Annotated in this window: 20 protein-coding genes; 13 read left to right on the forward strand and 7 right to left on the reverse strand. The window is 55.2% G+C overall.

The window, feature by feature from the left end:
* The coding region (locus QJ48_RS02740) for an aminotransferase class I/II-fold pyridoxal phosphate-dependent enzyme (protein WP_157261483.1) at window positions 1-593 on the reverse strand (593 nt) is incomplete at its 3' end.
* A 359-nt stretch (window positions 594-952) separates the two neighbouring features.
* Between QJ48_RS02740 and QJ48_RS02745 the strand changes: the two genes are divergently transcribed.
* On the forward strand, window positions 953-2,131 hold the full coding sequence (locus QJ48_RS02745; RefSeq protein ID WP_054972131.1) for an MFS transporter: 1,179 nt from the start codon (window positions 953-955) through the stop codon (window positions 2,129-2,131).
* A gap of 68 nt (window positions 2,132-2,199) precedes the next feature.
* Here QJ48_RS02745 and QJ48_RS02750 read toward each other — a convergent pair whose 3' ends face one another.
* From QJ48_RS02750 to QJ48_RS02775, 6 genes are all read right to left on the reverse strand, one after another.
* Window positions 2,200-2,790 (reverse strand): GNAT family N-acetyltransferase, encoded by a 591-nt coding sequence (locus QJ48_RS02750; RefSeq protein ID WP_054972132.1) that lies wholly within the window; start codon window positions 2,788-2,790, stop codon window positions 2,200-2,202.
* A 48-nt stretch (window positions 2,791-2,838) separates the two neighbouring features.
* Window positions 2,839-3,501 (reverse strand): TetR/AcrR family transcriptional regulator, encoded by a 663-nt coding sequence (locus tag QJ48_RS02755; protein ID WP_054972133.1) that lies wholly within the window; start codon window positions 3,499-3,501, stop codon window positions 2,839-2,841.
* 279 nt (window positions 3,502-3,780) lie between these two features.
* The gene (locus QJ48_RS02760) at window positions 3,781-4,536 is read right to left on the reverse strand and encodes a hypothetical protein (protein WP_054972134.1); all 756 of its coding nucleotides are present in this window, start codon (window positions 4,534-4,536) and stop codon (window positions 3,781-3,783) included.
* Window positions 4,537-4,699: 163 nt separating this feature from the next.
* Window positions 4,700-5,125, reverse strand: coding sequence for a universal stress protein (locus QJ48_RS02765; protein WP_063858002.1), 426 nt, complete (start codon window positions 5,123-5,125; stop codon window positions 4,700-4,702).
* Window positions 5,126-5,221: 96 nt separating this feature from the next.
* Window positions 5,222-5,548 (reverse strand): SPW repeat protein, encoded by a 327-nt coding sequence (locus QJ48_RS02770; RefSeq protein WP_054972136.1) that lies wholly within the window; start codon window positions 5,546-5,548, stop codon window positions 5,222-5,224.
* Between the two features lie 198 nt (window positions 5,549-5,746).
* Window positions 5,747-6,373, reverse strand: a complete 627-nt coding sequence (locus QJ48_RS02775) for a DUF1054 domain-containing protein (protein ID WP_082420308.1) — start codon at window positions 6,371-6,373, stop codon at window positions 5,747-5,749.
* 196 nt (window positions 6,374-6,569) lie between these two features.
* Here QJ48_RS02775 and QJ48_RS02780 point away from each other — a divergent pair, with 196 nt between their 5' ends.
* The 12 genes from QJ48_RS02780 to QJ48_RS02835 form a co-directional block, all read left to right on the forward strand.
* Window positions 6,570-7,526 (forward strand): sugar ABC transporter permease, encoded by a 957-nt coding sequence (locus QJ48_RS02780; protein ID WP_054972137.1) that lies wholly within the window; start codon window positions 6,570-6,572, stop codon window positions 7,524-7,526.
* Between the two features lie 30 nt (window positions 7,527-7,556).
* A complete protein-coding gene (locus QJ48_RS02785) occupies window positions 7,557-8,435 on the forward strand; it encodes a carbohydrate ABC transporter permease (RefSeq protein WP_054972138.1) in 879 nt (292 codons plus the stop codon).
* Between the two features lie 160 nt (window positions 8,436-8,595).
* Complete coding sequence (locus QJ48_RS02790) at window positions 8,596-10,161, forward strand: extracellular solute-binding protein (protein WP_054972139.1); 1,566 nt, start codon at window positions 8,596-8,598, stop codon at window positions 10,159-10,161.
* 206 nt (window positions 10,162-10,367) lie between these two features.
* Window positions 10,368-11,405: a response regulator gene (locus tag QJ48_RS02795; RefSeq protein WP_054972140.1), complete on the forward strand. Its 1,038-nt coding sequence runs from the start codon at window positions 10,368-10,370 to the stop codon at window positions 11,403-11,405.
* Window positions 11,405-13,270 (forward strand): sensor histidine kinase, encoded by a 1,866-nt coding sequence (locus tag QJ48_RS02800; RefSeq protein WP_054972141.1) that lies wholly within the window; start codon window positions 11,405-11,407, stop codon window positions 13,268-13,270. Before QJ48_RS02795 ends, QJ48_RS02800 begins: the two co-directional genes overlap by 1 nt.
* Window positions 13,271-13,308: 38 nt before the next feature.
* Window positions 13,309-14,076 carry an SDR family NAD(P)-dependent oxidoreductase gene (locus QJ48_RS02805; RefSeq protein WP_054972142.1) on the forward strand — a complete coding sequence of 256 codons (768 nt, stop codon included), beginning with the start codon at window positions 13,309-13,311 and terminating at the stop codon, window positions 14,074-14,076.
* Window positions 14,073-16,196, forward strand: a complete 2,124-nt coding sequence (locus tag QJ48_RS02810; RefSeq protein WP_054972143.1) for a heparinase II/III family protein — start codon at window positions 14,073-14,075, stop codon at window positions 16,194-16,196. The genes QJ48_RS02805 and QJ48_RS02810 overlap by 4 nt, the downstream gene beginning before the upstream one ends.
* On the forward strand, window positions 16,189-18,498 hold the full coding sequence (locus QJ48_RS02815; RefSeq protein WP_054972144.1) for a DUF4962 domain-containing protein: 2,310 nt from the start codon (window positions 16,189-16,191) through the stop codon (window positions 18,496-18,498). The genes QJ48_RS02810 and QJ48_RS02815 overlap by 8 nt, the downstream gene beginning before the upstream one ends.
* Window positions 18,499-19,386: 888 nt before the next feature.
* Complete coding sequence (gene ectB / locus QJ48_RS02820; RefSeq protein ID WP_054972149.1) at window positions 19,387-20,667, forward strand: diaminobutyrate--2-oxoglutarate transaminase; 1,281 nt, start codon at window positions 19,387-19,389, stop codon at window positions 20,665-20,667.
* Window positions 20,668-20,741: 74 nt separating this feature from the next.
* Window positions 20,742-22,304, forward strand: a complete 1,563-nt coding sequence (locus tag QJ48_RS02825) for a triacylglycerol lipase (protein WP_063858003.1) — start codon at window positions 20,742-20,744, stop codon at window positions 22,302-22,304.
* A 9-nt stretch (window positions 22,305-22,313) separates the two neighbouring features.
* Window positions 22,314-23,024 (forward strand): 4'-phosphopantetheinyl transferase superfamily protein, encoded by a 711-nt coding sequence (locus QJ48_RS02830; RefSeq protein ID WP_054972146.1) that lies wholly within the window; start codon window positions 22,314-22,316, stop codon window positions 23,022-23,024.
* Window positions 23,025-23,145: 121 nt separating this feature from the next.
* The coding region (locus QJ48_RS02835) for a condensation domain-containing protein (RefSeq protein ID WP_054972147.1) at window positions 23,146-24,905 on the forward strand (1,760 nt) is incomplete at its 3' end.

The raw sequence follows: 24,905 nt of genomic DNA on the forward strand, positions 1-24,905 counted from the left end.
TCGTCCACCAGCACCGGAATGTTGTAGCTGTGCACGATATCTACGATTTCCTTCAGGTTCGCGCATACGCCGTAATAGGTCGGATTGATGACCAGCAGCGCTTTCGCGTCCGGATGGCGCTCCAATGCGCGTTTGACGGAGCTGGTCGTCACGCCGTGATCGATCCCGAGGTTTTCGTCGCGAACCGGCTTCAAGAAGATCGGCTTTGCGCCGGCGAAAATGATCGCGGTCATGATCGATTTGTGAATGTTGCGCGGAACGATGATTTTGTCGCCTTGGGAGCAGACGGTGAGGATCATCGTCATGATGGCACCGCTGGTGCCCTGCACGGAAAAAAACGTATGGTCGGCCCCGAACGCGGCTGCGGCCAGCTTCTGGGACTCTTCGATGACGCCGGTCGGCTGGTGCAGGTCATCGAGCGGAGCTATATTAATCAGGTCGATGGAGAGCGCGTTATCACCGATAAACTCCCGGAACTCGGGGTCCATGCCGACACCTTTCTTATGTCCTGGAATGTGAAACTGTACCGGATTGCGTCCGGCATGCTCCTTAAGTGCGGTAAACAGAGGAGTTTTCGTTTGATCCACGGTCATCCCTACCCTTCGTGTGTACGAGTATTGTTGGCTATGCCAGCGTTTGCCGGAAAAAAAGCAAACAAAATGAGTATAGCAAAAAGCGACACGGATGCAAGCGGTTTTTGGTAAATAGTTTGTTAACCTGGCCGAATAATTAACCGCGGAGGGGAACGGAGGCGGAAAAAACCTTGCCGGGCGCGCTTTTCAAAGGCTTCCGCGCGCAGGTTTGTCGATTTTGTTAATCTTAAAAAGCTTTCGTTTCCATCGTCAAAAAAGTTATGGTACGATAAGGATAATTTCTGCACATGGCTTCGGCCGAACCCGCGGCTCAGGCCGTCTTAGGATCAACCAACAAATCGGGAGGAACAGTTACGCATATGAAAAAACAGCTGGCTATTATTATGGTACTGCTGATGACGATATTTATCGGCTTCGGCATTATCATCCCGGTGCTTCCCGACGCCGTCACCGGATCGGGGGCCGACAGCTTTCATCTCGGCATGCTGTTGTCGGTCTATTCTTTGGCGTCGTTTCTGATGTCTCCGGTATGGGGAGGATTATCGGACCGGATCGGGCGCCGCCCGCTTATCATGACCGGGGCGCTCGGCTTTAGCGTCAGCTTCTTCTTGTTCGGCATTGCGGGGGACAACCTCGTGCTGATGTATGTGTCGCGCATTTTGGGCGGGTTGTTCTCGGGAGCGGCTACCGCGTGCGCAGTCGCTTATGTCGCGGACATTACGACCGAGGAGAACCGCACCAAGGGCATGGGGCTTGTCGGCATGTCGATCGGTCTGGGCTTCATCTTCGGCCCGGCGTTCGGAGGCTTGCTGAGCCATTTCGGGCTGCAGGTGCCGTTCTTCGCGTCATCCGTGCTGGCGCTTGCCACGTTCGCATTCGCCTTCTTCATGCTGCCGGAGTCGCTGACCGTAGAGATGCGGAGCAAGCCGAGGGAAGCAAAAACTTCCCGCTGGAGCGCATTCGTCGGTTCGCTCAAATACTTGTATGTGCTTTCGTTCTTCGTCTCGTTCACGCTGGCGGGGCTGGAGGCGACGCTGCTGCTGTTCGAACGGGATCAGATCGGCGCGACGCCGACACAGCTCGGCATCATGTTTGCGGTAAGCGGCGTAGTTGGCGCCTTGATTCAAGGCGGCGTGGTCCGGCGGCTGATCAAAAAAGGGCAGGAGGCCCGCGTGATCGGCATCGGCCTGCTGCTGTCAGCGCTCGGCTTCGTGCTGATCCTGTTCTCCAGCAGCCTGCTTACCGCTTCGCTCTACTTGAGCGTCTTCGCCGCAGGGAACGCGCTGATTCGTCCTTGCGTCACCTCGCTGATTACGCAGAAGACCAAGGTCGGACAAGGGGTAGCTTCCGGTTTAAGCTCCTCGATGGACAGCTTGGGTCGCATTACCGGGCCGCTGCTCGGGGCCGGCATTTACGATTACAACCACAGTGTGCCGTTCGTGACCGGAGCGGTCCTTTGTATCGCGGCCTTGTACTTGCTGTACCGTTTTATCGTCGCGGATCGTGCAGATACCCGGGCAGCCGGACAGCCCGTATAACGAAATCGTGAGGAACGCAAAGAAGCCGCCGCATGCGATTGTTCGCTGCGACGGCTTTTCTTTCTTATTCACACCAGATGGCTCAGCGCCGAATTAGCCCGATCGCCGGGGGCCGGGGGCCATTCTTCCCGCGTCATGGCATAGATCGCATGATCTTCCCATACGCCGTGGATCTGCAAATAGTTGCGGGCCAGGCCTTCCAGCCGCATGGCGTTTTTTTCGACGACGCGTATCGATCCTCTATTGCGAGGCATGATGGCCGCTTGAACCCGGTGAAGTCCGCAGTTCTCGAATGCGAACCGAAGCACAAGTCCGACCGCCTCGGACATATAACCCTGCCCGTTGAAGCGTTCGGAAATGTAATAACCCAGATTGGCGTTCTGCCATGGCCCTCGAACGATGGATGATAGTCTGACCCGGCCGATAAGCTCGTCCGTGCCGTTCAAAAAAATACCGAAAGCGTAGGCGCTGTCCTGCTCCCGTTCGGCGATCATATTCACCAGGGATTCTCGTACGGCGTCGAGGGTAAAAGCGTTGCTGTCCTGCAGAGGCTCAAACGGACGGAAGAACGTTTCGTTTTCCGCTCGTAGCAGATGAAGCGCTGGGACATCCGGTAAATCAAGAGGTCGGATATAGATCCGGTCTCCGTGTACAATCATGAAGCTGTCTCCTTTGGAACCCGAGTATGAAGCGTATGTCTCCACAGCTTACCGAGTGGCGAGTCCGTGCATAATAAAGCGGATGCACGTCTCCGCTTCTTCTTCCTCGTCCCATTCTTGTTCCGGTACGAGCAGGAAACGGGTAATCAGGAAGCCGATGATGACCGAGGCGGTCAGCCGGACTACGGTGGCGGCAGGAAGGGGGATGATCTGCCCTTCTTGTTGAAAAAAAACAATCACTTTTTTGATTCTCGCTAATACTTCGTTCATGACATCCGTCTTGAACTGCTCCTGGAGGTCGGGGTGAAACGGAATTTCCTGCATCAAAATTTTGATCATGGGCAAATGCTGGCGGGCAAACTCCAGACGGTTGCGGATGAGCGACCGCAGAAAGTCCTCGTACCGGGTATATTTCGCCTCCAGCACCGGCGTAAAATTACGGAGGACGAACGGGGCGACGAGCTTGGCCATGATCGGACGGACGATGGACAGCAGCAAGTCTTTTTTGGTTTTGTAATGACGGAAGATCGTGCCTTCCGCAACGCCTGCTTTTTGCGCGATTTCACTGGTAGAAGCTGCGGCGTAGCCTTTCTCGGCAAAAATCTCGATGGCCGCATGCAGGATTTTCGTTTGTTTTTCCGTCATTTTCGGTTCTTCGTCGCTTAGCTTAAGCAGCTGCTCGATCCAATCTTCGTTCGATTCGGGTAACATGACTCACACCTCTTTGATGCATAGTTCGGGAGCCTCATTTATTATACACCAAAATTGTCCTCAAGTGTGAACGAGCGTTCGAAAGCGTTGGCGCTACTACGTTTCCGTCAAGATACCATGTTGGAAAAGCAAAAAACCGCCCCTACCGGGACGGTGAGCTTGTTGAGAAACCGTAAACTCTTACGGGATTACCCCACCTCTATTTGTCTGAGTTTTTCTACTTCTAGGGTTTCTCAACACTCTGATCACTCCAGTTGGGACGGTATTGGTACCTAAGCACTATGAAACGTTATTCGTTTCAGACTTCTTCCTATCCTGCGAAGGCTTGCGGTCGACCATGTGTTCGATCCACGGAGTCATCTCGTCCTTGATTTTGCCGACCAACTGCTCTTTGGACATTCCCTTGCTTTGCGCGATGTCGGTCAGCGATTTGCCCGACTTCAGTTCGGTTTTCAACTGGTCCTCGGTCAATCCGAGAATGGAGGCGAGCTTGTCCGGCGCGATGCCCAGATGTTTTTTGCCCGCATGCATGCCGGAGCGGCCGCCTTTGCCGTCAAAGGTGCGGTTAACCATCCTCTTCAGGTGCTCCGCCATGCGGCTTTTGAGCTTCTCCGCTTGCTCGGCAGTCAGCTTCCCGGAAGCTGCGGCTTCGTCGATCGTTTTGCTGCGCGCTGCCTGCAGCTTGGCGACGAAGTCGGCTTCGCTCATGTTCTTCTCAGCGGCCAACTGTACGAGCGTCTTGTCTTTAAGCGAGGCGATCAGCGAGGCTTTGTCCGTGCCGAGAATCGCAGCGGCTTCTTCGAAGATCGGCATGCTTTTGGCGGAAGCGCCGGGGTCTTTGAAGCCGTCCTGCCCGCTTCGCTTGCCGAACCATTCCTGGAATGGGCCGGCTTTCGTTTTTGTGGCGGACGGCTGCTGCGAGGCCGCATCTTCGGCGTGTGCCGATTGTCCGGTTCCATACAGGACCCCGCCTCCGAGCAGAAGTGCCAGCGCCAGCGAGGAGACGATTACCCGTTTCGCATACGTTTGCTTCATGCAGGTTCACCTTCCTGATGTTGGATTGGTTTTGCAACCATGATTAGGATAGGCAGCCAGGCTTAACCTTACTTTAAAGCAAGCTTAGGCTAAAATAAAATTTTGAGCAACGACGAATAGACCGCCGGTTGGGCGGTCTGGTCGGACGATGGGAGAATTCAGTTTATTTCACAATCAGCACGGGAACCTTAGCCTGCTGCACGACGTTATGGCTGACGCTTCCGAGAAAGAACTCGCGGATTTTCCCGAGTCCCCGGCTTCCCATGACAATCAGGTCGCAGCCGATCTCTTCCGCATGCTCCAGGATGGCATAAGCCGGCTGCCCCCGGGTCAGCGTAAATTTCACGTTTAGCGTCGACGGGATCAGCGCCTTGGCTTCCTCGATCGTCGCTTCGGCAGCTTCGATGTAAGTACTGTTAACCGCATATTCGCTGCCGATAAAGGTAGGAAGGGCGTATACATGAATAATTTCGAGCCGCGGAGGATGTAGGCTGTGAGATTGTTCCTGGACCAATTCGACCGCACGTTTCAATGCTTTCTTGGATAAATTCGAACCGTCATAGGCAACAAGGATTTTAGAAAATAACATCATCCTCACCTCATTTGCGGTTTAGTGGATTACGATTTCATTATACCACAAATAACCGCTTACATGACGGAAAATTCAGAAAATTAACGACAATATTTAAGAATCCTCGTTCATATTGTAAAAGTTCAAGAGGACTGTCACTATGCCGAGCACCAGAAGGAAGAGGGTCATCCCTAGACCGAATGAGAAGACAAAGGGCAGCATCATAAACCAAACGCCTGCCAAAAACGCTATCCAATGCTGCCACGAGCCCCAGCCCGTTTTGCCCAATGCCAGCAGCGAGAAGGCGAGTTCAGCGAAGCCGGCGGCCATACTGCTCCACAGAGCTCCAGAATGGCCGGAAAAACCGAGAATCCACGGAGCGCCTATGAACCAAATACCAATTAGCGAAGCCAGCAGGTTGCGAACCGCAGTTTTCTTCATGCCTACCCCTCCCTGAAAATGGATAGCCGTTCTATGTTAACTATATGCAATCGATTTCAAAAGGTGCTAAATTTCAGCTAATTATTGTAAAAAATGTGAGTGGTGTGGGAGTGAGGCCGCTGTGAAACATACGACACCGTAAAACATAGAAAAAGGCCCCCGACATCGGCTTAAGCCGGAGGGAGGCCTTGTCCTTGCTTACAGCTTGGCCATCTTGTATAAAGGCAGGGCGGAGATCATGGTTTCTTTAGCCAGCCGGAGGAACGCTTGTCCGTCCGCCAGCACCGGATCGCCGGACGGAATGTTGCGGCCGACCAGTAGCTCGGCCTTCTTCACGTCGCGAAAGCGACGGAGCGCCTGCTCGAACTTGCTGTCATCCAAGTCCCGCACCGGTACCGCGTCTTTTTGCATATGATCGAACGTAAGCACGAAATCTTCGGGCAGAGCGGAGCGGACCTCCGTCAGACGGTCCAAATACGTTTGGGCAATTGCGTGCTTATTCGGCAGTTCGTAGATCAGGGCAAGCCAAATGAACACCCGGTCGTCGAACAAGCCGATCTGAAAATGGGGAAGCTGCTTGTAGCCGCGCTTGCTGCTTGAGAACGACATCCACGTGTCGACGGGCGGGTTCACCTTGCGGCGCGCATGTTTGGCGATGTGCAAAAACAGCTCTTCTCCCGCCTCCACAGCAATCTCATCGAGCAGCACGCCGCTGATGGCGCCGAACTTGGGCTGAATGCGTGAGCGGATCGCTTCCATTCGTCCCTCCAGGCCTTCTATCGTAAAGGTTGCGAAATCCGTTTCGGTAAAGCCGGTAAACTGCATGACTGAAGACTCCTTTTTTTATCGATGACAACAATATAGCATAAAATGGGACGTCCGGCACGCGTTCGACGACTGACGACATTTTTTTAGCCCGGAGCCAAAAAAAACACAAGGGCGAGAAAAGGCATTCCATTGTTGAAAGCGTTTTTACGGAGTAGGATGGAACTACATTAAGACGGAAAAGGAGGGGGCACGCATGGCAGTAAAAATGCAGGCGGTGAAAACGGTCGGCTACAAAGCCGGGACCCGTAAAAACGTACTGCGGTTTATGTGGAAATACAAAACGCTTTATTTGATCTCGGTTCCGGGGATCGTCTATTTTTTCATTTTCAAGTACGTTCCGCTGCTGGGCTCGGTGATCGCCTTTCAGGACTACAATATTTTTCAAGGCATGCTGGGCAGCAAATGGGTGGGCCTTGCGCATTTTAAACGGATGTTCGCCCATTACGATTTTTTGAACATTCTCAACAATACGCTGCTGATCGGATTGTACGACCTGCTCATCGCCTTCCCGGCGCCGATCGTCCTGGCGCTGCTGCTCAACGAGCTGCGTCTGGTGCTGTACAAACGGGTACTGCAGACGGTCGTCTATATGCCGCACTTCTTGTCCTGGGTCATCGTCAGCGGCATCGCCATCGGCATCCTGTCGCCATCGACCGGAGCGGTGAACCAGTTCATCAGCTGGCTCGGCTTCGACCCGATCTACTTCCTCGGCGAAGAATCGTGGATTCGCACGGTGCTTATCGGCTCCGGCATCTGGCGCGATTCGGGGTACGGGACGATTATTTTCCTCGCGGCGTTGGCGGGCGTCAACCCGGACTTGTACGAGGCGGCCGAGGTGGACGGCGCGAGCCGCTGGCGCCAGACGCTGTCCATCACGATCCCGGCGCTGCTGCCGACGATCATGATCATGTTTTTGCTCCATATCGGCAAGTTTCTGGATTTCGGCTTCGAGCGCGTCTACGTGTTCCTGAACCCGCTCAACAAAAACAACGGCGAAATTTTGGACACATATATTTATCAGGTCGGTCTGCTCGGACAGCAGTTCAGCTACACGACGGCCATCGGCTTGTTCAAATCGGTCGTCGGTCTGGTGTTGATCGTCATCGGCAACACGCTCAGCAAGAAAACGACCGGGGAAAGCTTGTATTAACGGCTGCGGGAAGCGGGAGGCGGATAACTTATGAAAAAAGCAAGCGCAAGCTGGCAAGTTTTTAATGCGGCGAACTTTATTTTTCTGACCTTGCTCGGGCTGGCGATGTTTCTTCCATTCCTCGGCGTGCTGGCGCAATCGTTCAGCAGCTCCGAAGCCGTCATTGCCGGAAAAGTATTGTTCTGGCCCGTCGATTTCACCTGGATCAACTATCAATACGTGTTCAGCGACGCTTCGATCTGGCGTTCCTTCGGGATTACGGTGTACATTACGGTGGTCGGCACGCTCATCAATCTGATTGCCACCGCTTCGCTGGCTTATCCAGTATCGAGGCAGGAGTATGTGGGGCGGAAAATCGTCGTCGTCATGGTGCTCATTACGATGGTATTCAGCGCTCCGCTCGTTCCGAACTTTATCTTGATGAAGAGCCTCGGATTGACGAATACGCTATGGGCACTGCTGCTTCCCGGCGCGATCAGCGCATTTAACTTTTTCATCATGCGTTCGTTCTTTATGCAGATTCCTTCAGAAATTATCGACTCCGGCCGAATCGACGGCTGCACCGAGCTGCGGATGATCTGGAGCATCGTACTGCCGCTTTCCAAGCCCGTAATGGCTTCCCTGGGCATTTTCTACGCGGTGGGCCACTGGAATACGTATATGAACGCGCTGTACTACGTCAACAACCCGGCCTTGAGGCCGCTGCAGGTGAAGCTCCGCCAGCTGATCGATGCGAACGAGATCAACATCGACCCATCGGCCTCCCAGTTCAGCTCGCTGGCGCATATGGACCCGGAAGGCATCAAGATGGCGACGATCATCATTGCGACGCTGCCGATCGTGCTTATTTATCCGTTCCTGCAAAAGCATTTTGTCAAAGGCATGATGGTCGGCTCCGTGAAATCTTAACTTCCGGCATCCGGTACCGGAGCTTTTACAACGGTAAAACAGGACGTCTCCCGAAAAAAAAACGCAGCCCCGAGCGAGCAATATGCTATGCTCGGAAAGAGTCGTCCTTTTACACTAAATGCAATCGCTCCATATCATTTCTCAGAAAAGAGGGGTACGTATGAAGAAATGGATGAAGGTCGGGCTTGCCTCGGCCGCAGCTGCGAGCATGCTGGCCGCCTGCGCCAAGACGTCGGAGCCGCCCGCGGGGGAAGGAACCGGCAATACAAACGAAAAAGCGAAATTTTCCATCTCGATGAGAACGTTAGCCTTCAATCACGTGGAGAAGTCGCCCAACATCAACGAAGACAAATGGGTGAAAAAGCTGGAGGAGCTGACCAACACGGACCTGAACATCGTGCTCGTCCCGCACAAGGAATTCGAGCAGAAGATGATCCAAATGTTCGCCACCAACGACATACCCGATGTCGTACAGGGCAGCGGCGGCGTAGCGGGCAAGGAGATGGCGGGCTCCGTTCAGGCTGGCGTCTTTCTGCCTCTGGACGATCTGTTGCAAAAGCACGGGCAAAACCTGCTGAAAAAAATTCCGAAGGACGCCTGGCAGAAAGAGACGTACCAGGGCAAAATTTACGCGATCCCGGAGTTCCTCTCCAACCCTTCGCGCCGTGCAACCGCGATCCGCAAGGATCTGCTCGATAAAGCGGGGCTGCCGGTGCCGAAGACGGTCGACGAATACTTGAACGTGCTGCGGAAGTTCAAGGAGCTGGGAGTCGAGCAGCCATATCAGGGCCGCGAGAATTTCAAATACGCGGATACGTTTTTCGGCGCCTTTGACGCGTTCCCTTACCTCTCCATGCACACACAGCAGGGCGATCAAATCGTGCCGAAGTTTTTCAACGTCGACAATATGACAAAGGCGCTGGAAACGTACAAAACGATGTTCGACGAAGGCCTGATCTCCAAGGAGTTCGCGACGATCAACCCGACCGTTTACAAAAACAATATTTTGGCCGGCAAGGCGGGCATGTGGTCGATGAACGCCAACGAAGTGCTGCAGTGGGAGAAGCAGTTGCAGGCAAACGTCCCGACCGCCAAGATTGAGCTGATTCCGTCCCCGGTCGGTCCGGACGGCAAGGGCGGCTACTACTTGTACAATTCCGTTACCCGCGCCTGGTTCATCAACAAAAAGGTAAAAAATCCGGAGGCGATCATCAAATTTTTCGATTGGATGCTGTCGGACGAGGCGGAGAAGTTCTTTACGTTCGGCATCGAAGGGGAGACCTACAAGACGGTGGACGGCAAGATCGAATACAAATCGCCGACGGACCCGCAAGGGGTGGACGAAGAGCGCTACCGCCAAGCGTTCCTGTGGATGGTGCAGGATACGAAGTACAACAAAGGCACGCTTAGCCTTACGCCGGAAGGGCAGAAATTGATGGGCATCTATGATACAATGTTGGCAAACGAAGGGCGCGACGGCATCCAATTCGAACCGCGTTTGGAAGCGTACATCAAAAATCCGGACATTTCGCCGGAATCCGATTTTGCCGCTCCGGTGCTGCTCCAGCATATGGTCAAAATGGTCTACGGCAAGGAGCCGATCTCCAATTGGCCGAAGGTCATCGAGGAGTGGAAATCGAAGGGCGGCAACGACGTCGTCAAGGAAGCGACCGAGAAGTTTAAAAGCAAAGATCCGAACGTGACGATCTCGATGCCGCGCCGTTAATTGCGTCTCTTCCATAATAGTACGGTTTAAATGTAAGCGTTTTTCTCCTCGCGCCTTGCGTCTTGCAAGGGCGTGAGGAATAAATATTATATCCCTTTTCGCGGAGGGAAAAGGCGGTTCATGAGTGGTTGAGGTGCGGTGTCCTGCCGGAGGGCATGTATCACCAGTCTTTTCTCTCCGCCCCCCTTCTGAAAGGAGCGTTCGCCATGTACCGAATCTTGATTGCAGATGACGAGCCGATGATTCGCAAAGGCCTGCAAAAGCTGGTGGAGCAATCCGGTCTGCCCATAACGAGCATTCGCACGGCCGAGAACGGCACGGATGCGCTGCAGCGGATTCGCGAAGAACGCCCCGATTTTTTGTTTACGGACATCCGGATGCCGAAGCTGGACGGGCTGGAGCTGTGCCGGCACGTGGCCGAGATGGACGCGGATATCCAGATTGTCGTCGTTTCCGGCTATAACGATTTTGAATACGCGCAGAAGAGCGTATCTTACGGCGTGAAGGAATACTTGCTGAAGCCGGTCACCATCAAAGGGTTTCAGGAGGTGTTGGAGAAGCTCGTCCGCTTCAGCGCGAAGCAGCGCTCCGAGACGTTCGTTCCCGTGACCCGGCTGGAAACGTGGGCGGCCAAGCTGGATGAGGCCGTGTGGCTGCTGCAAGAGCAGGAGCTGCGGGCCGTATTGGCGGAGATGCGCAGCGAGCTGGACGGCTTCGGCCTGAAGCCGAGCCGGCTGTGCGATGTGCTTGACGAGCTGCACGTTCTGCTGGTGAGCCGGATCAACAAACGGGACGTATTCACACTGTGCACCTACCTTGAGCTGGCGGACGTTTCGGAGAAGGAGGAGGCGTGGCGGCGGTTTGACGGCAGCGTCCGCAGCTTGTGCGAGGAGCTCAGGCATAAGCGCAGGGGCAGACGCAAGGACCCGGTCGAGGAGGCGAAGCAGTACATCGAGGGTCATCTGGCCGAGGAGGTTTCGCTGGAAGAGGTGGCGGAATACATCGGCTTGAACGCCTCGTATTTCAGCCAGCTGTTTAAGCAATCGACGCAGGAAACGTTTGTCCAATACCGGACCCGCAGGCGGATGGAAAAAGCGAAGAAGCTGCTTCAGCAGCCGCATTACCGGATCACGGATATCTCGGGCGAGGTCGGGTACGCCGACCATCCGCATTTTACGAAGACGTTCAAGAAATACGCCGGGTGCCTTCCATCCGAGTACCGGCAAAAGATGGGCATCGAATAATGAAGCGCAAAACGCTGTCCGGCCAAATTTATATCTATTTTCTCATTGTTATTGCCGTCTCTCTGATTACCGTCGGCGTCGTTTCTTACGTGCAGTCTTCCAAAGAGCTGGACCGCCAGGCCGAGCAGTACATGGAGCAAATCGTCGATAGCGCGGCATACCAGACGGATATTTATTTGCAGACGTACGAGCTGCTGAGCAATTCGTTCACCTCGAACCCCGACGTCCGGTCGTTCATGGAAATTGCGCCCGACGATGGGTACGGGTATTACTACTACTCCACGCAGATCAAGAAGTTCGCGTCGAATTCCGTGCAATCGATCGCAGCGCTGTACAAGCAGCTGAACATGATTTATGTCGTCGGGCAGCACCGGCGTTCCGTCATCTATGACAACCAAAACTTGATTTTTTTGGACCCTGCGGAGTATAAGACCAAGTTCGAGTACATTATGAAAAATACCCCCGACGACGGGCAGATGGTTCTGCTGAACGTGAGCCTGAGGTCGGAGGACCGGGGGACCGTCGTCACGATGGCGCGAAAAGTGCGCGATTCCGCTTATAACGATGCGAACCGCGGGGTCGTCGCCATCGAGTTCAAGCTCGCCGAACTGGCGAAAATATGGCAGCGCGCGAACGTAGGAAAGGACGGATATTTCTTTATCGTCAATGGAAAAGGAGAATTTATTTACCATCCGATCTGGCCGCTGAAGGATGCGAAGCTGGAACCGGAGCTGTTCCGGCATATGGAGCAGAGCGCGGGAAAATCGGTCATCGACCATTATGAGGGGCAGGAGCGGCTGTTTGTCTCCAGAGGTTCGAGCTATTCGGACTGGAGGCTTGTCGCCTCTATTCCGGTCCAGGAGCTCCGGCGTCCGGCGTCCACGATCCGCACCACGACGCTCAGCGTCGGGCTGCTCACGCTGATTGCCGCTCTGTGGCTCGCCTACCGCTTCGGCCGTTCCATCGTTGCGCCGATTCGGGAGCTGAAAGAAAGCATGCGGCAAACGGAGAAAGGGAACTGGCAGCACATCGACGAGATCGGCCGGACGGACGAAATCGGTGGGTTGATTCACAGCTACAACCTTATGGTGACGCGGCTTTCGGAGATGATCGAGAAAGTATATGAAGCCGAGCTGCAGCAGCAAAAAAATGCGCTAGAGCTTGGTCGGGCGGAATTGGAGCGGCAGCGTGCGGAATTTCAGTCGCTTCAGCTGCAGATCAATCCGCATTTTCTGTACAACACGCTGGAAACGATCAACTGCTATGCTATCGTTCAGGATTCGTACGAAATTACCGAGATGGTGGAAGCGATGGCCTTCATGCTGCGCTATTCGATCCAAACCAATCTGGAAGAAATTACCGTGGCCAACGAACTGAACCACGTGCGCAATTACATGATCGTGTTGCGGCACCGGATCGGCCGGGAATTCGAGATCGACGTCGTCATTCCGCCATCGCTGCTGCTGGAAAACATGGTGCGCTTGACGCTGCAGCCGCTGATCGAAAATATATTTCAGCATGCGTTTCCCGGCGGCTTCGAGCCGCATCATTACATCCGCATCGATGCGCGCAAGCAGGGCGGGCTGTTCCAGGTGTCCGTGGAAGACAATGGAGTGGGCATCGAGACCGACCGGCTGGAAGAGCTGCGCAAACGACTGAAGCAAAACCGGCTTGCAGACGAGCACGAGGGCGGGAGGCAGCGCGGAGGGATCGGACTGATGAACGTTCACCGGCGCATTCAGATGGTGTTCGGGGAGCAATATGGCCTGTCGATTGAAAGCGAACGGGGCCGCGGCAGCCGCATTACGATGACGATGCCGGAAACGTCGGCACCGGCGCTGCGCTCTATTAAAGATCCTGCCTGATCTTAACATTTCATTTCATGGATGCGGAGGAGATTCATATGAAAATCGATTTGATGGGAAAAGTGGCTTTGGTTACGGGCTCTAACGCAGGGATCGGCCGTGCGATTGCGGTCGCGCTTGCTGCAAGCGGCGCCAAGGTAGGCGTCAACTGCTTGCGCAACGTGGCGCAGGGGGAAGAGACGGTTGCCGCCATCCGGGCGGCCGGAGGCGAAGCGGTGCTCGTGCAGGCTGATGTTACGGACGCTGCGGAGATCGACCGTCTCGTATCGGAAATCGAGCGGGCGTTCGGCGGAACGGTCGATATCTTGGTCAACAACGCCGGCCATCTGGTGAAGCGCCAGCCGAACATCGACATGACCGAACAATTGTACCAGCAGATCATGGATGTCAATCTGAAAAGCACGGTATTCATGTGCAAGCGCGTCCTTCCGGGCATGAAAGCGAAAGGGGCGGGCCGCATTATTAATATGTCATCCGTTGCCGCCCATAACGGAGGCGGACCGGGTTCAAGCATTTATGCCGCAAGCAAGGCAGCCGTATCGGCTTATTCCAAAGGACTCGCCAAGGAAGCGGCGCCCAGCGGCATCACGGTCAATCTCGTGTCTCCCGGCTTTATCGGCAACACGATGTTCCATGCGACCTTCACGACGGATGAAGCGCGCAAAGCGACGGTAACCGGCATTCCGCTGCAGCGGGAAGGGACGCCGGAGGATGTGGCGGGCGCCGTCCTGTACCTGGCCTCTGATCTGGCCTCTTATTTGACCGGCGAAACGATCGAGATCAACGGCGGGATGATGATGCGATGAGTACGGGAATCCGGCATAAAACGGAAAAGCACGCCTGGGGGCGGCGGGTGCTGGCCGAGCTTAAGGAGGAACTGGATCGGCTGGAAGCGGCGGGCAGCTTGTATATTCCCGTGGAGCCGGGCGGCTGGTGGCACCAATACGTGTGTCCCCGTCACCATGCGGAGCTGCTGTTCGATCCTGCCGAACGGGATGCGCAGTCGTTCCGCTGCCCGCACGGCTGCCTGATCGAAGGCGAAGCGTACCGCGGGGCTTGGCTGGTGTTCAAGCACCAGTCCTTGGCCCGCGCCGCGCTTCAAGCAGCGGCGGTCTATGCGGCTTCGCGGGAAGCTGCCTATGCACAGCTGGCAAAGCGGATCATTGCCGGGTATGCGCGCCAGTTTCCCGACTACCCGGTGCATCCGGACGCTCAGCCGTGGATGCTGAAAGGCCGGGCGTTTCATCAGGCGCTCACGGAAGCGATCTGGTCGACGACGCTGCTTCGCGCCTGCTTGCTGTTAAGCGACGAAGGCGTGGCTTGGACGGAGTCCGAGCGTGAGGCGATCGACGGCTATTTGCGATTGCTGGAGGCAAGTATGGCGGAGTACCGCCGCATTTTGATTCACGAACGGGGCAATGCCGAGAACAATTACACGGCTTGGCTTAATGCTGCGCTTTCGTGCGTCCACGCGGTGAAGAATGATCGCGGCGGATTGCTTGCCCTGATCGCAGGCGAAGGGGGCTGGAAGCATCATTTGTCCATCGGGGTCAAGCCGGACCAACTGGAGTTCGAAGGCAGCACGTACTATCACGTGTTCGTCCTGCGGGCGTACCTGATCTCGGCGGAAATGGCGGAGCGCTTCGGCATCGATCTGTATGACGCCGAAGGGACGGCGGGTCAATCGATGTCTGGCATGTTCGATGTGTTGGCTGCACTTGCCGACGACCGCGGCGTGCTGCCCGCCCTGCATGACGGCCCGATGGAGCGGCTGCCCTACGCGAGAGAAATCGCTGAGATTATGGAGATCGGCCTGAGCCGGTACCGTCAGCCGGGGATCGAGCTGATCCTGCGCGAAGCGTACCGGCAGATGGGCGGTCAAGACGGTGCGCGCTGCCAGCTTGAGGCGCTGCTGTACGGCGAAGGCGAAGAGCCTGTCGTACGCCGGTTCGTCGGAAGGGCTGCAGGGGGAACGAATGGGGTGGACGGTGCTTTCGGTCAAGAAGCGGGGCTGCTGCGGGGCTCCAGATTGCTCCGCGATTCCGGTTTCGTCCTGGGCCGGAGGACGTCGAACGCGTTGTCGTTTTTGGCTGACTTCGGCCCGCACGGAGGCTCGCACGGCCATTACGACAAGCTTCATCTGACGATGATGCACCGGGAGACGGCATTTACGCCGGAGTTCGGCATGGTGCCTTACGGATCGGCGCTCCGCAAGCAGTGGTTCGCCGAAACGGCAAGCCATAACACCGTATCGCTCGGCGGAGCATCGCAGGCGGCCCACACCGGAAGCTGCCTCCGGTTCGAAGAGACAGCGGCCCATACGTACGTATGGCTGCGGTCGGAAGGCGCGTATCCAGGCTGCCGGATGGATCGGCACCTGCTGCTGACCGATCCATGGCTGCTGGACTGGTTCGAGGTAGCGGCAGGGGAAGAAGCGTCGATCGAATGGTGGATGCACCCGGTCGTGCCGGCCGAGGAAGAAACGGCTCATATCGGTGTTGAGACATGCCCGGAGCAAGCGCCGGATCACGGCGGCTTCTATTCGCTGGCGCCGGAAGGCGAATGGCAGCGTCTTCCCGTTGTCAAGCGTTACGGGGCCGTCGGCTCAGCGAGGGAGCTGAGGCTGACGTACAAGGTGCCGGGCGGCGGGCGGATTTATCATACGGCGCTGCTTCAGCCGGGAGACGAAGCCTATGCCGTGAGGACGCCGGGAACCAGCGTCGACCCGAGCCGGCCGCTAACCGCTTTGCTTCATCGCCGGCATGGCCGCAGCGCGCGGTTTGTTCACGTGTACAGCGCTGGAGAACGGACGATTTTGAAGGAGACACCCTCTGGCGCAGTTCAAGTTGAATCGGCAGAGGGGATTCGCACCTGCGCGCTTACGGAGCAGGGACTAACCGTCATAGGAGGGGAGCGCCATGCGTAGCCAGGCACCGTTATACGAGCCGCAGAGCGGGGTGCTGACCGTACAGTATGCGCCGGACGAACAGACCGTCCTTACTGAAAATCCGCCCCGGTTTACTTGGATTCCGGCGCAATTGGAGCATGACCGGTACGTGCTGCAAATTTCCTATAGTGCCGCGTTTGCGGAGGAGGAAACGGAGACGGTCGGGCCGGTTCCGTATAATTTGTATACGCCGGACCGTCCGCTGGAGCCGGGCACGTATTACTGGCGGTATGCGCTGCTGACGGACGATGAAGCGGGCCGAACGGCCTGGAGCCGGGTACGGCGCTTCGCCGTGCCCGAAGGGCTGCCCGAGACGCCGCTGCCGTCGCCGGACCGCCGCTATGCGCAAGCCTCGGCGGCACATCCGCGGCTGTGGCTGCAGGCTTCCGAGCTGCCGGACTTCCGCCGCAGGGTCAAGGAAGACCCGTCCTATTGCGGCTGGGAGACGTTCTACGTTCGCTCCGTCCGGCCTTGGATCGGGCGCGAGCTTATTGCGGAGCCGCAGCCGTACCCGGACCACAAAAGGGTTGCAAGCCTGTGGCGGAACATGTACCTGGACTGTCAGGAAGCGCTGTACGCCATCCGGCATTTGGCCGTGGCCGGCGTCGTGCTGGAGGATGAGGCGCTCATCGGGCGCGCGAAGCTGTGGCTGCTGCATGTAGCCGGCTGGAATCCCGAAGGAACGACCTCGCGCGATTACAACGACGAAGCGTCGTTTCGGGTAGCGGGCGCGCTTGCCTGGGGCTATGACTGGCTGTATGACGCTTTAACGGAAGCGGAGCGCGAGCTTGTCCGCGGTTCGCTATTCAAGCGAACGGGGCTTGTGGCGTATCACGTGATGGAGCGGTCCAAAATCCACCACGTGCCGTTCGACAGCCACGCGGTACGCTCCTTGTCCAGCGTGATGGTGCCCTGCAGCATCGCCTTGCTGGGAGAGGAGCCGAAGGCGCAGGAATGGCTCGATTACACGCTTGAGTATTACGCGAACCTGTACACGCCGTGGGGAGGCGCGGACGGCGGCTGGGCGGAAGGACCGATGTACTGGACGACCGGCATGGCGTTTGTGACGGAAGCGTTTAATCTGCTCAAAAACTATACCGGCATCGATTTTTACTGCCGTCCGTTTTTCACCAAAACCGGCGATTTTCCGTTGTACTGCTTCAGCCCGGATACGCTGCGCGCCAGCTTCGGCGATCAGTCCACGCTCGGCGATCCCGTCAGCTTGAAGACCGGCTTCAACGTCCGCCAGTTTGCCGGAGTGACCGGGAACGGTCTGTATCAGTGGTATTTCGAGCGGGTCAAGGAGATCGATACGGACTCGGAAATGAAATTTTACAATTACGGCTGGTGGGATTTCCGGTTCGACGAAATGGTGTACCGCCACGATTACCCGGCGATCGAGCCGACTTCGCCGACGGAAGCGTCGATCGAGCCGGTCAAATGGTTCCGGGATGTCGGCTGGGTCGCCTTCCATGGGAACATGGCCGACCCGGAGCGCCATATCATGCTGCTGACGAAAAGCAGCAAGTACGGCTCCGTCAGCCACAGCCACGGCGATCAGAACGGCTTCCTGCTGCATGCCTACGGCGAGCCGCTTGCCATCGAGAGCGGCCATTACGTCGCTTTCGGCAGCACGATGCACCGGAACTGGCGGAGGCAGACGCGTTCCACCAACAACATTCTCGTGGACGGGCTCGGCCAATATGCCGGAACGGATAAAGTGCTGGCAATGGCGGCCTCCGGCATCGTCGAGGCGGCAGAGCAGCGGGACGGTTACGGCTATTCCCGCTGCAATGCGACGGCGGCCTACCGGCATCACGTCCCTTACTTGAAGCGTTATGTCCGCGAGCTGTACTTTTTCGGGAAGTCGTTTGTCGTGGTCGTCGATCTCATCGATCTGGAACGGCCCGGCCGCATCGAGTGGCTGTTTCATACGCTGTACGAGATGAAGCTGTCCGGGCAATCGTTTAAGGTGCAGGGCCGCAAGGCGGATATGGACGGACGATTCGTCTACTGTTCGTCCGGCGAGCTGGAGCTGATGCAGCACAACGAATTTACGGACGTCGATCCGGCCGAGTACGAAGGACTGTCGGTCCACTGGCACTTGAAAGCGGCGACGAAGGAAGCGCGCAGCCATCGGCTCGTCACCCTGCTGGTGCCCGTCAAGCACGGCGAACCGAAGTACGTCTCGCATTTTCTGGACGATCAGGACCACGGTGTCCATCTGTACTTTACGGAGGACGGGGTAACCCGGAAGGTCGAGGTGCCGAAGGCATATTAATCTTCGGACGATAACCGGCCAACCATTCAAAAAGCTGCCGATAGGATAGCGCACTATCCCTTTGGCAGCTTTTTTTGCGTCAAAAAATATTAAGTATTTGAAAAAAAGCTCTCCTAGACTGTCAGCTGTATACGAAAAAAAACAGATGGCCAGTTGGCCGCTTTTTCTTTTTTGGCTGCTGGGAACCGGGTTTTCTACACCTTTTGTCATCAATCGACAAAATACTAGAAGATGGAAGTCGAATCTTCTGAATCCCCTTTGTTAAGCGTTTGTAAAAATGTCTAATTATTGAACGAAAGTTTATAATTGATTACAAAATAGGACTTTACTACCATGTTATCTTTGCCTAATAATTGTATATAATTAGCAGGTGTTGGTTATTTTGTAATCACGTAGAAGGGGGTGACGACCGGATGTTCTCACGAAGGCCTTCTTGGATTTTGAATGCCGATGCAAGTTCTCGCATACAACGGAAGACGCCGCAAAACATTTGCCCTTCGTAAACTCCGGGCAGAAAAAAAGCTCCATAAAACGGGAGACCGGTTGCTTAATGTCAGCCTGCTCCATCTCAAACATCTTGTTCAACCCACGTTCTGTTCAACGCATCAGGAAACCGCACCCGCATCATTCCTACACACACAACCTTACTCCTTAGTCTACCGCATGACCCGTTTTCAGCATCGAATCCTACAGGGAACACCTGAAGGAAGTTTGCAGCATGACGAATCGATAAATGATCCAGGTTCCGCCCTTGTTGCAGGCGATATTGCCGTTAGCCAGGCGCTTTAAAAAGAGGGTACGAACATTAAGAACAACATCGCGGAGGTAAGCCCTTAACTAATTTTGACACGGAATAAATCATACCTGAGGAGAGATTATGATATGACAGTGAACACATTCGAAGCCTTGGAATCCAATGTTAGATCTTATTGCCGTTCGTTCCCGGACGTTTTCGTACGTGCCAAAGGCTCCGTCCTATATGCACAGTCCGGCAAGTCGTATATCGATTTTTTCGCTGGCGCGGGCGCTTTGAATTATGGACATAATAACGACTTTATCAAAGAGCGGCTCATTAATTATCTGCAATCGGACGGCATCAGCCACGGGCTGGACATGTACACTTCGGCCAAAGAAACGTTTCTGCAGACGTTCTCCGATAAGATTCTGAAGCCACGCGGTCTGAACCACAAGGTTCAATTTTGCGGTCCGACGGGAACCAATGCGGTAGAGGCGGCTTTCAAGCTGGCGAGAAAAGTCAAGGGCCGCACTGGCATATTTGCCTTCATCGGCGCGTTTCACGGCATGTCGCTAGGCAGCTTGGCCGCCACCAGCAGCCTGTATCACCGCGAAGCGGGCGGAGTTCCGCTGCACGACGTGACCTTCATGCCTTTCCCGGCAGGCTTTATCGACGGATTGGACACAATCGGATACATGGAGGCGATTCTGACGGACGACCATTCGGGTATCGCCAAACCGGCAGCGATCATCCTCGAAACGATTCAGGCAGAAGGCGGTCTGAACGAAGCTCCGATCGAATGGCTCCGCCAGCTGCGCGATTTGTGCGACCGTCACGACATTCTGCTCATTTGCGACGAAATCCAAGTCGGATGCGGACGGACGGGCCCGTTCTTCTCCTTCGAGCGCGCAGGCATCGTTCCCGATCTGGCCGTGCTTTCCAAATCGATCAGCGGTTACGGGCTGCCGATGTCCTTGCTGCTGCTGAAGCCGGAGCTCGACGTCTGGAAGCCGGCAGAGCACAACGGCACATTCCGGGGGAACCAGCTTGCTTTTGTCGGCGCTACGGCTGCTCTCGAATTCCGCGAACAGACCGGATTGGAGGCGGAAACGGAACGCAAAGCCAGATTCGTCGAGCAATTTTTGAAGGAGCAAATTTTACCGATCGACCCGCGTCTCACGGTAAGGGGCAGAGGGCTCATCTGGGGAATCGACACGTCGGGCAGCGGGGATGAGACGCTCTCCAAAGCGATTGCCTCGCGCTGCTATGAGCTCGGGGTTATCATCGAGCGGGCGGGACGTAACGATGCGGTCGTCAAGCTGATGCCTGCGCTCACGATTCCGATGGAGGAGCTTGCCAAGGGCTGCGAGATTCTGAAGCAGGCCGTAACGGAATGCTGCGCGTCGAACTTGCTTCAACCGGAATTGGTTTGAAGTCGGGCCGGCGGGTGATGGATTAGCGAAATCGTATTCGGTTCACCATTTTATTGGGGGAGTGAATGTTATTGATGAATAAAAGAGTTCTGACGTTGCTGTTGTCATGCCTACTGCTTTGGGCTGTCGTTGCAGCGCCAGCTTCCGCTGCCGCACCCGACCCGAACTTATCTGGCGTTCCCGGAACTTGGGCGCCCGGCGCTACACCGAGCAACCTGAATCCGAACTACCCCGTCATTCTGTTCGTACAAGGCTTAACAGCAAACGCCGGAACTTGGTACAAAACGAACGATATGTACCAAACGGTTTTCAATAACGGGTATCAAACCGCTTTCATCGAGCTGTACGATTCGGGAGGCCCGTCGAAAAACATGTGGGATAACGGCAAGCTGCTTGCCGATAAAATCGTGGAAATTTCCAAGGCGTTCCCGGGTAAAAAGTTCGTGATCGTCGCCCACAGTAAAGGCGGGGTCGATTCGCAAACGGCTCTCGTGCATTACGGCGCGTATCCGTACGTTTCGCACGTTGTCACTTTAGGCAGCCCTCACCACGGATCGCAGCTCGCCGATTTGGCGTACTCCGACTGGGCGGGATGGCTGGCGGACCTGATCGGTTTTAAGACCGAGGGCACCTACTCCATGCAAACGTCTTACATGAACTATTTCCGTTCGATTACCGATTCGCATGCCAACGTTTCGAAGAACAAGATTTACACGTTCGCCGGCGACGGCTGGCACGATTCGAGTCTGATTTACCTCGCGGGAGGGCTGTATTTATCGAAATTCGGTCCGAACGACGGCGTCGTAACGGTCAGCAGCGCCCACAATCCCAAGGGCACCATGGTGAAGATCGGACCGTGGGACCACAAGGTGGTTCATAACGGCACGCCGATGTTCCCGCTGATCAAGCCTTATTTGGCGGCTTCAGCCGGATTGGCGGCGGAGTCGGAAAGCAGCGGACAAAGTGCGGTCCGGGAAACGAATCCGTTTGAACGGGTTCAACCGAGCAACACGCTGACCCGTGGGGGCAAGCATGAAAGCATCGCCGTCGAGCGTTTTCTCGTGGAGAACGGCGTGCGGAGCATCACGTTCGATTGGATTGCCGACCAACCGGCCGACCGCCTGGAATTGATTGCGCCGAACGGCGAGAAAAGAACGGTCGACGTCAAGGTGGAGCAGGATCAGGAGCTGTTCAAAAACGGCTGGCACCATACTGCGGTCGTTGCCAAGCCGGAACAGGGCGAGTGGACGCTGCAGGCGCAATCCAAAAAGCCTGGCGCGCATCTGCTGACGGTGCAATACGATTCGGCACTTTCCGATTCGCTCAAGCTGACGACACAAGACAAGCAAAAATTCCGTGTAGAAGCCGACGGCAACGGGTTGTCCTCGAACATGCTCAACGTTCGTTACAATGTGAGCTTTATCCCTGAGCAAGGCAATCCGGGCAAAAAGCAAATTCAATCGTTGAAAAAACAAGCGGTGGCAGGAGCGAATAACGAATTGGATCTGACGGCAGCCCAAGAACCGGGCGTCTACCAGACGTCCGTCGAGGTTCAGGGTGTGACGGCGCAAGGCGTTCCGTTCGAAAGATCCCTGCTCCGCTCGGTCTATGTCGATAAACAGGGGGGAAGGCACTAACCGACGCCTATGACGATCGAAGTTTACGCGGTCCGGTTATCCGGGGAGCCCGAGGCCGGTATCATGCAGCAGCTGTACGATTGCGTATCGGAAGAAAAGCAGGCGAAGGCCGCAAGTTTGAAGCAGCCTGCGGACCAGTGCAGAACGTTGGTCGGGGAAGCGCTGGCACGGTGGCTCATCGGACAAAAATGGGGACTTCGCCCCTCGGATATCCGGTATATCCACAATGCTTACGGAAAGCCGTCTTTGGACGGTTTTCCGAATATTCATTTCAACGTATCCCATTCCGGCGAATGGGTTGTATGCGCCATTTCGGAGCAGCCGGTAGGCGTCGATATCGAACGGCAGCAGTACATCGATTTTTCATGGTCCTATCATTATTTTGCCCCCGAAGAGGCATATGATTTGCAGCAGCGTCCGTTTGCGGAAAGGTTGCCTTATTTTTACGATTTGTGGACTTTGAAGGAAAGCTTCATTAAGCAAAGAGGGGTCGGGCTTTCACTTCCTTTGGACCGTTTCGCGGTGCGGGTAACGTCGGAAGGCAATCCCGTCCTGCTGCATAGCCCGGATTTGAAGGAGTACTGGTTCAAGCAGTACCCTGTGGACGGTCCGTACAAGCTGGCCGTATGCGGGCAGGAACGCGAGTTTGCCGAAAAACTGACTATCCTGCCGTTCGACACGTTCGTGAAATCGCTAGTAGCTGTACAACCCGTTTCGTAGACGGGACATATGACGAGCGCTGCGGGCTGAATAAGCCCGCTTAGCTCTCGAGCAAATGATTTTTCCAGTACCTTGGGTTGCGGGCCTACCTTACGAATCCCTATGCCAGGAGAGTGTCGATGTGAGCGAGAATAAGAACAAATTGTATGCTTTAACCCAAGCGCAGCGAAGAATTTGGAATATGGAAATGATGTATCCGAATACGACTGTCGGAGCTATTGGAGGAACTTTATTCATAAGGGGTCATGTCCAAACCGATGTTTTGATGCAGTCGGTTTATAAATTGATAAGAGAGTACGATGCTTTCCGTATCCGGATTGCTCCTTCCGAAGCTGAACCGATGCAATGGTTTGAAGAGGAATCGAACATCATCCCTGAGTGCGATTATCTGGAAATGGGGAGCGTTGAGGAAGCGAAGGAATGGCTGGAGCGTTTTAATAGAATACCGATAAGCATTTTTGATGAAAAGCTGTACCATTTCTGTGTTTTTAATATTAATAATCAAGAACACTGGTTTAACTTGAAAATCAATCACATTATTGCCGACGGCGTAGCATCGCACCTCATCGTTAACACGGTTATGCAGAACTATATGGATTTGCTGCATGGAACCGTGCCGGATCAGAAAGCCAAAAGCTCTTATCTCGATTATATTTATGCCGAACAGGAATACGAGAGGTCGGAACGTTACCAAAAAGATAAGGCCTACTGGTTGGATAAATTCAAATCGTTCTCGGAAATTACCGCGATCAAACCGAATACGCCTTATGCTATAAGCACGGAGGCCAGAAGAGCGAGCGTTCCCCTTACCCATAAACGTTACGAACAATTGAAGCAATTCAGCGAGCAGAATAACGTCAGCATATTTACTTTGTTTTTGGCGTCCTTGTATATCCTTCTTCATAAAGTCACCGGAAATCAGGACCTCACGGTAGGCACGATTTATGCCAACCGGACGTCGAAGCAAGAAAAAGAAACGATCGGGATGTTTGTAAGCACCGTCGCGACGCGCATGCTGCTGGACCCGGATCAGAGCGCAGAGTCTTTTCTGCATCATGTATCCAAAGAACAGAAGTCGAACCTCCGCCATCAGAAATATCCGTACAATCAGCTCATCCAGGATTTGAGAAAAGAAAACAAGCAGCACGACATTCAGGAATTGTTCCGGGTGGATATCGAATATTTGCCGCTTACCTGGTCCCACTACGATGACCTCAGCGTTCTGCAAAACAGCCGTTTTTGCGGACACGAAGTGGGGGATTTTGCCATTCACGTGGTGGACATGATCGACGACGGGCGGATTGAATTGAATTTCGATTACCGCATTCAATTGTTCGAGGAAAATGAAATCCTGCGCATTGCCGAACAGATGATTGCGATTATCGAACAAATTATACAGAACCCTCAGCAGACGGTGCGCGAGCTGTCCATGCTGAGTGAAGAAGAGAAAAGCAAGATTTTAACCCAATTTAACCCGGCATTGCCCGAGGTTCCGCACAATAAGCCGTTCCACCGGTTATTTGAGGAGCAGGCGGCGCGCAGCCCGGAAGCGGTAGCGGTGGTGTACGAGGACAAGCAGTTGACGTACGGGGAGCTGAACGAGCGGGCGAACCGGCTGGCCGGCACGCTGCGCGAGGGTGGCATCGGCCGGGAATCGATCGTCGGCATTTTGGCCGACCGTTCGGTGGACCTGCTGGTTGGCGTCATGGCGGTCTGGAAGGCAGGAGGCGCGTATGTGCCGCTTGATCCGGACTATCCGTCCGACCGCATTCAGTTCATGCTGGAGGATAGCGGGGCGGCGGTGCTGCTGACGCAAACCCACCTGCAGGACCGCGCCCAGGCATGGCTGGCGGAAGATTCGGCGCTGCAAAGCGTGCGCTG

It is taken from the genome of Paenibacillus sp. A3 (assembly GCF_001399685.1).
In the GTDB taxonomy this organism is placed as follows: Bacteria; Bacillota; Bacilli; order Paenibacillales; family NBRC-103111; genus Paenibacillus_G.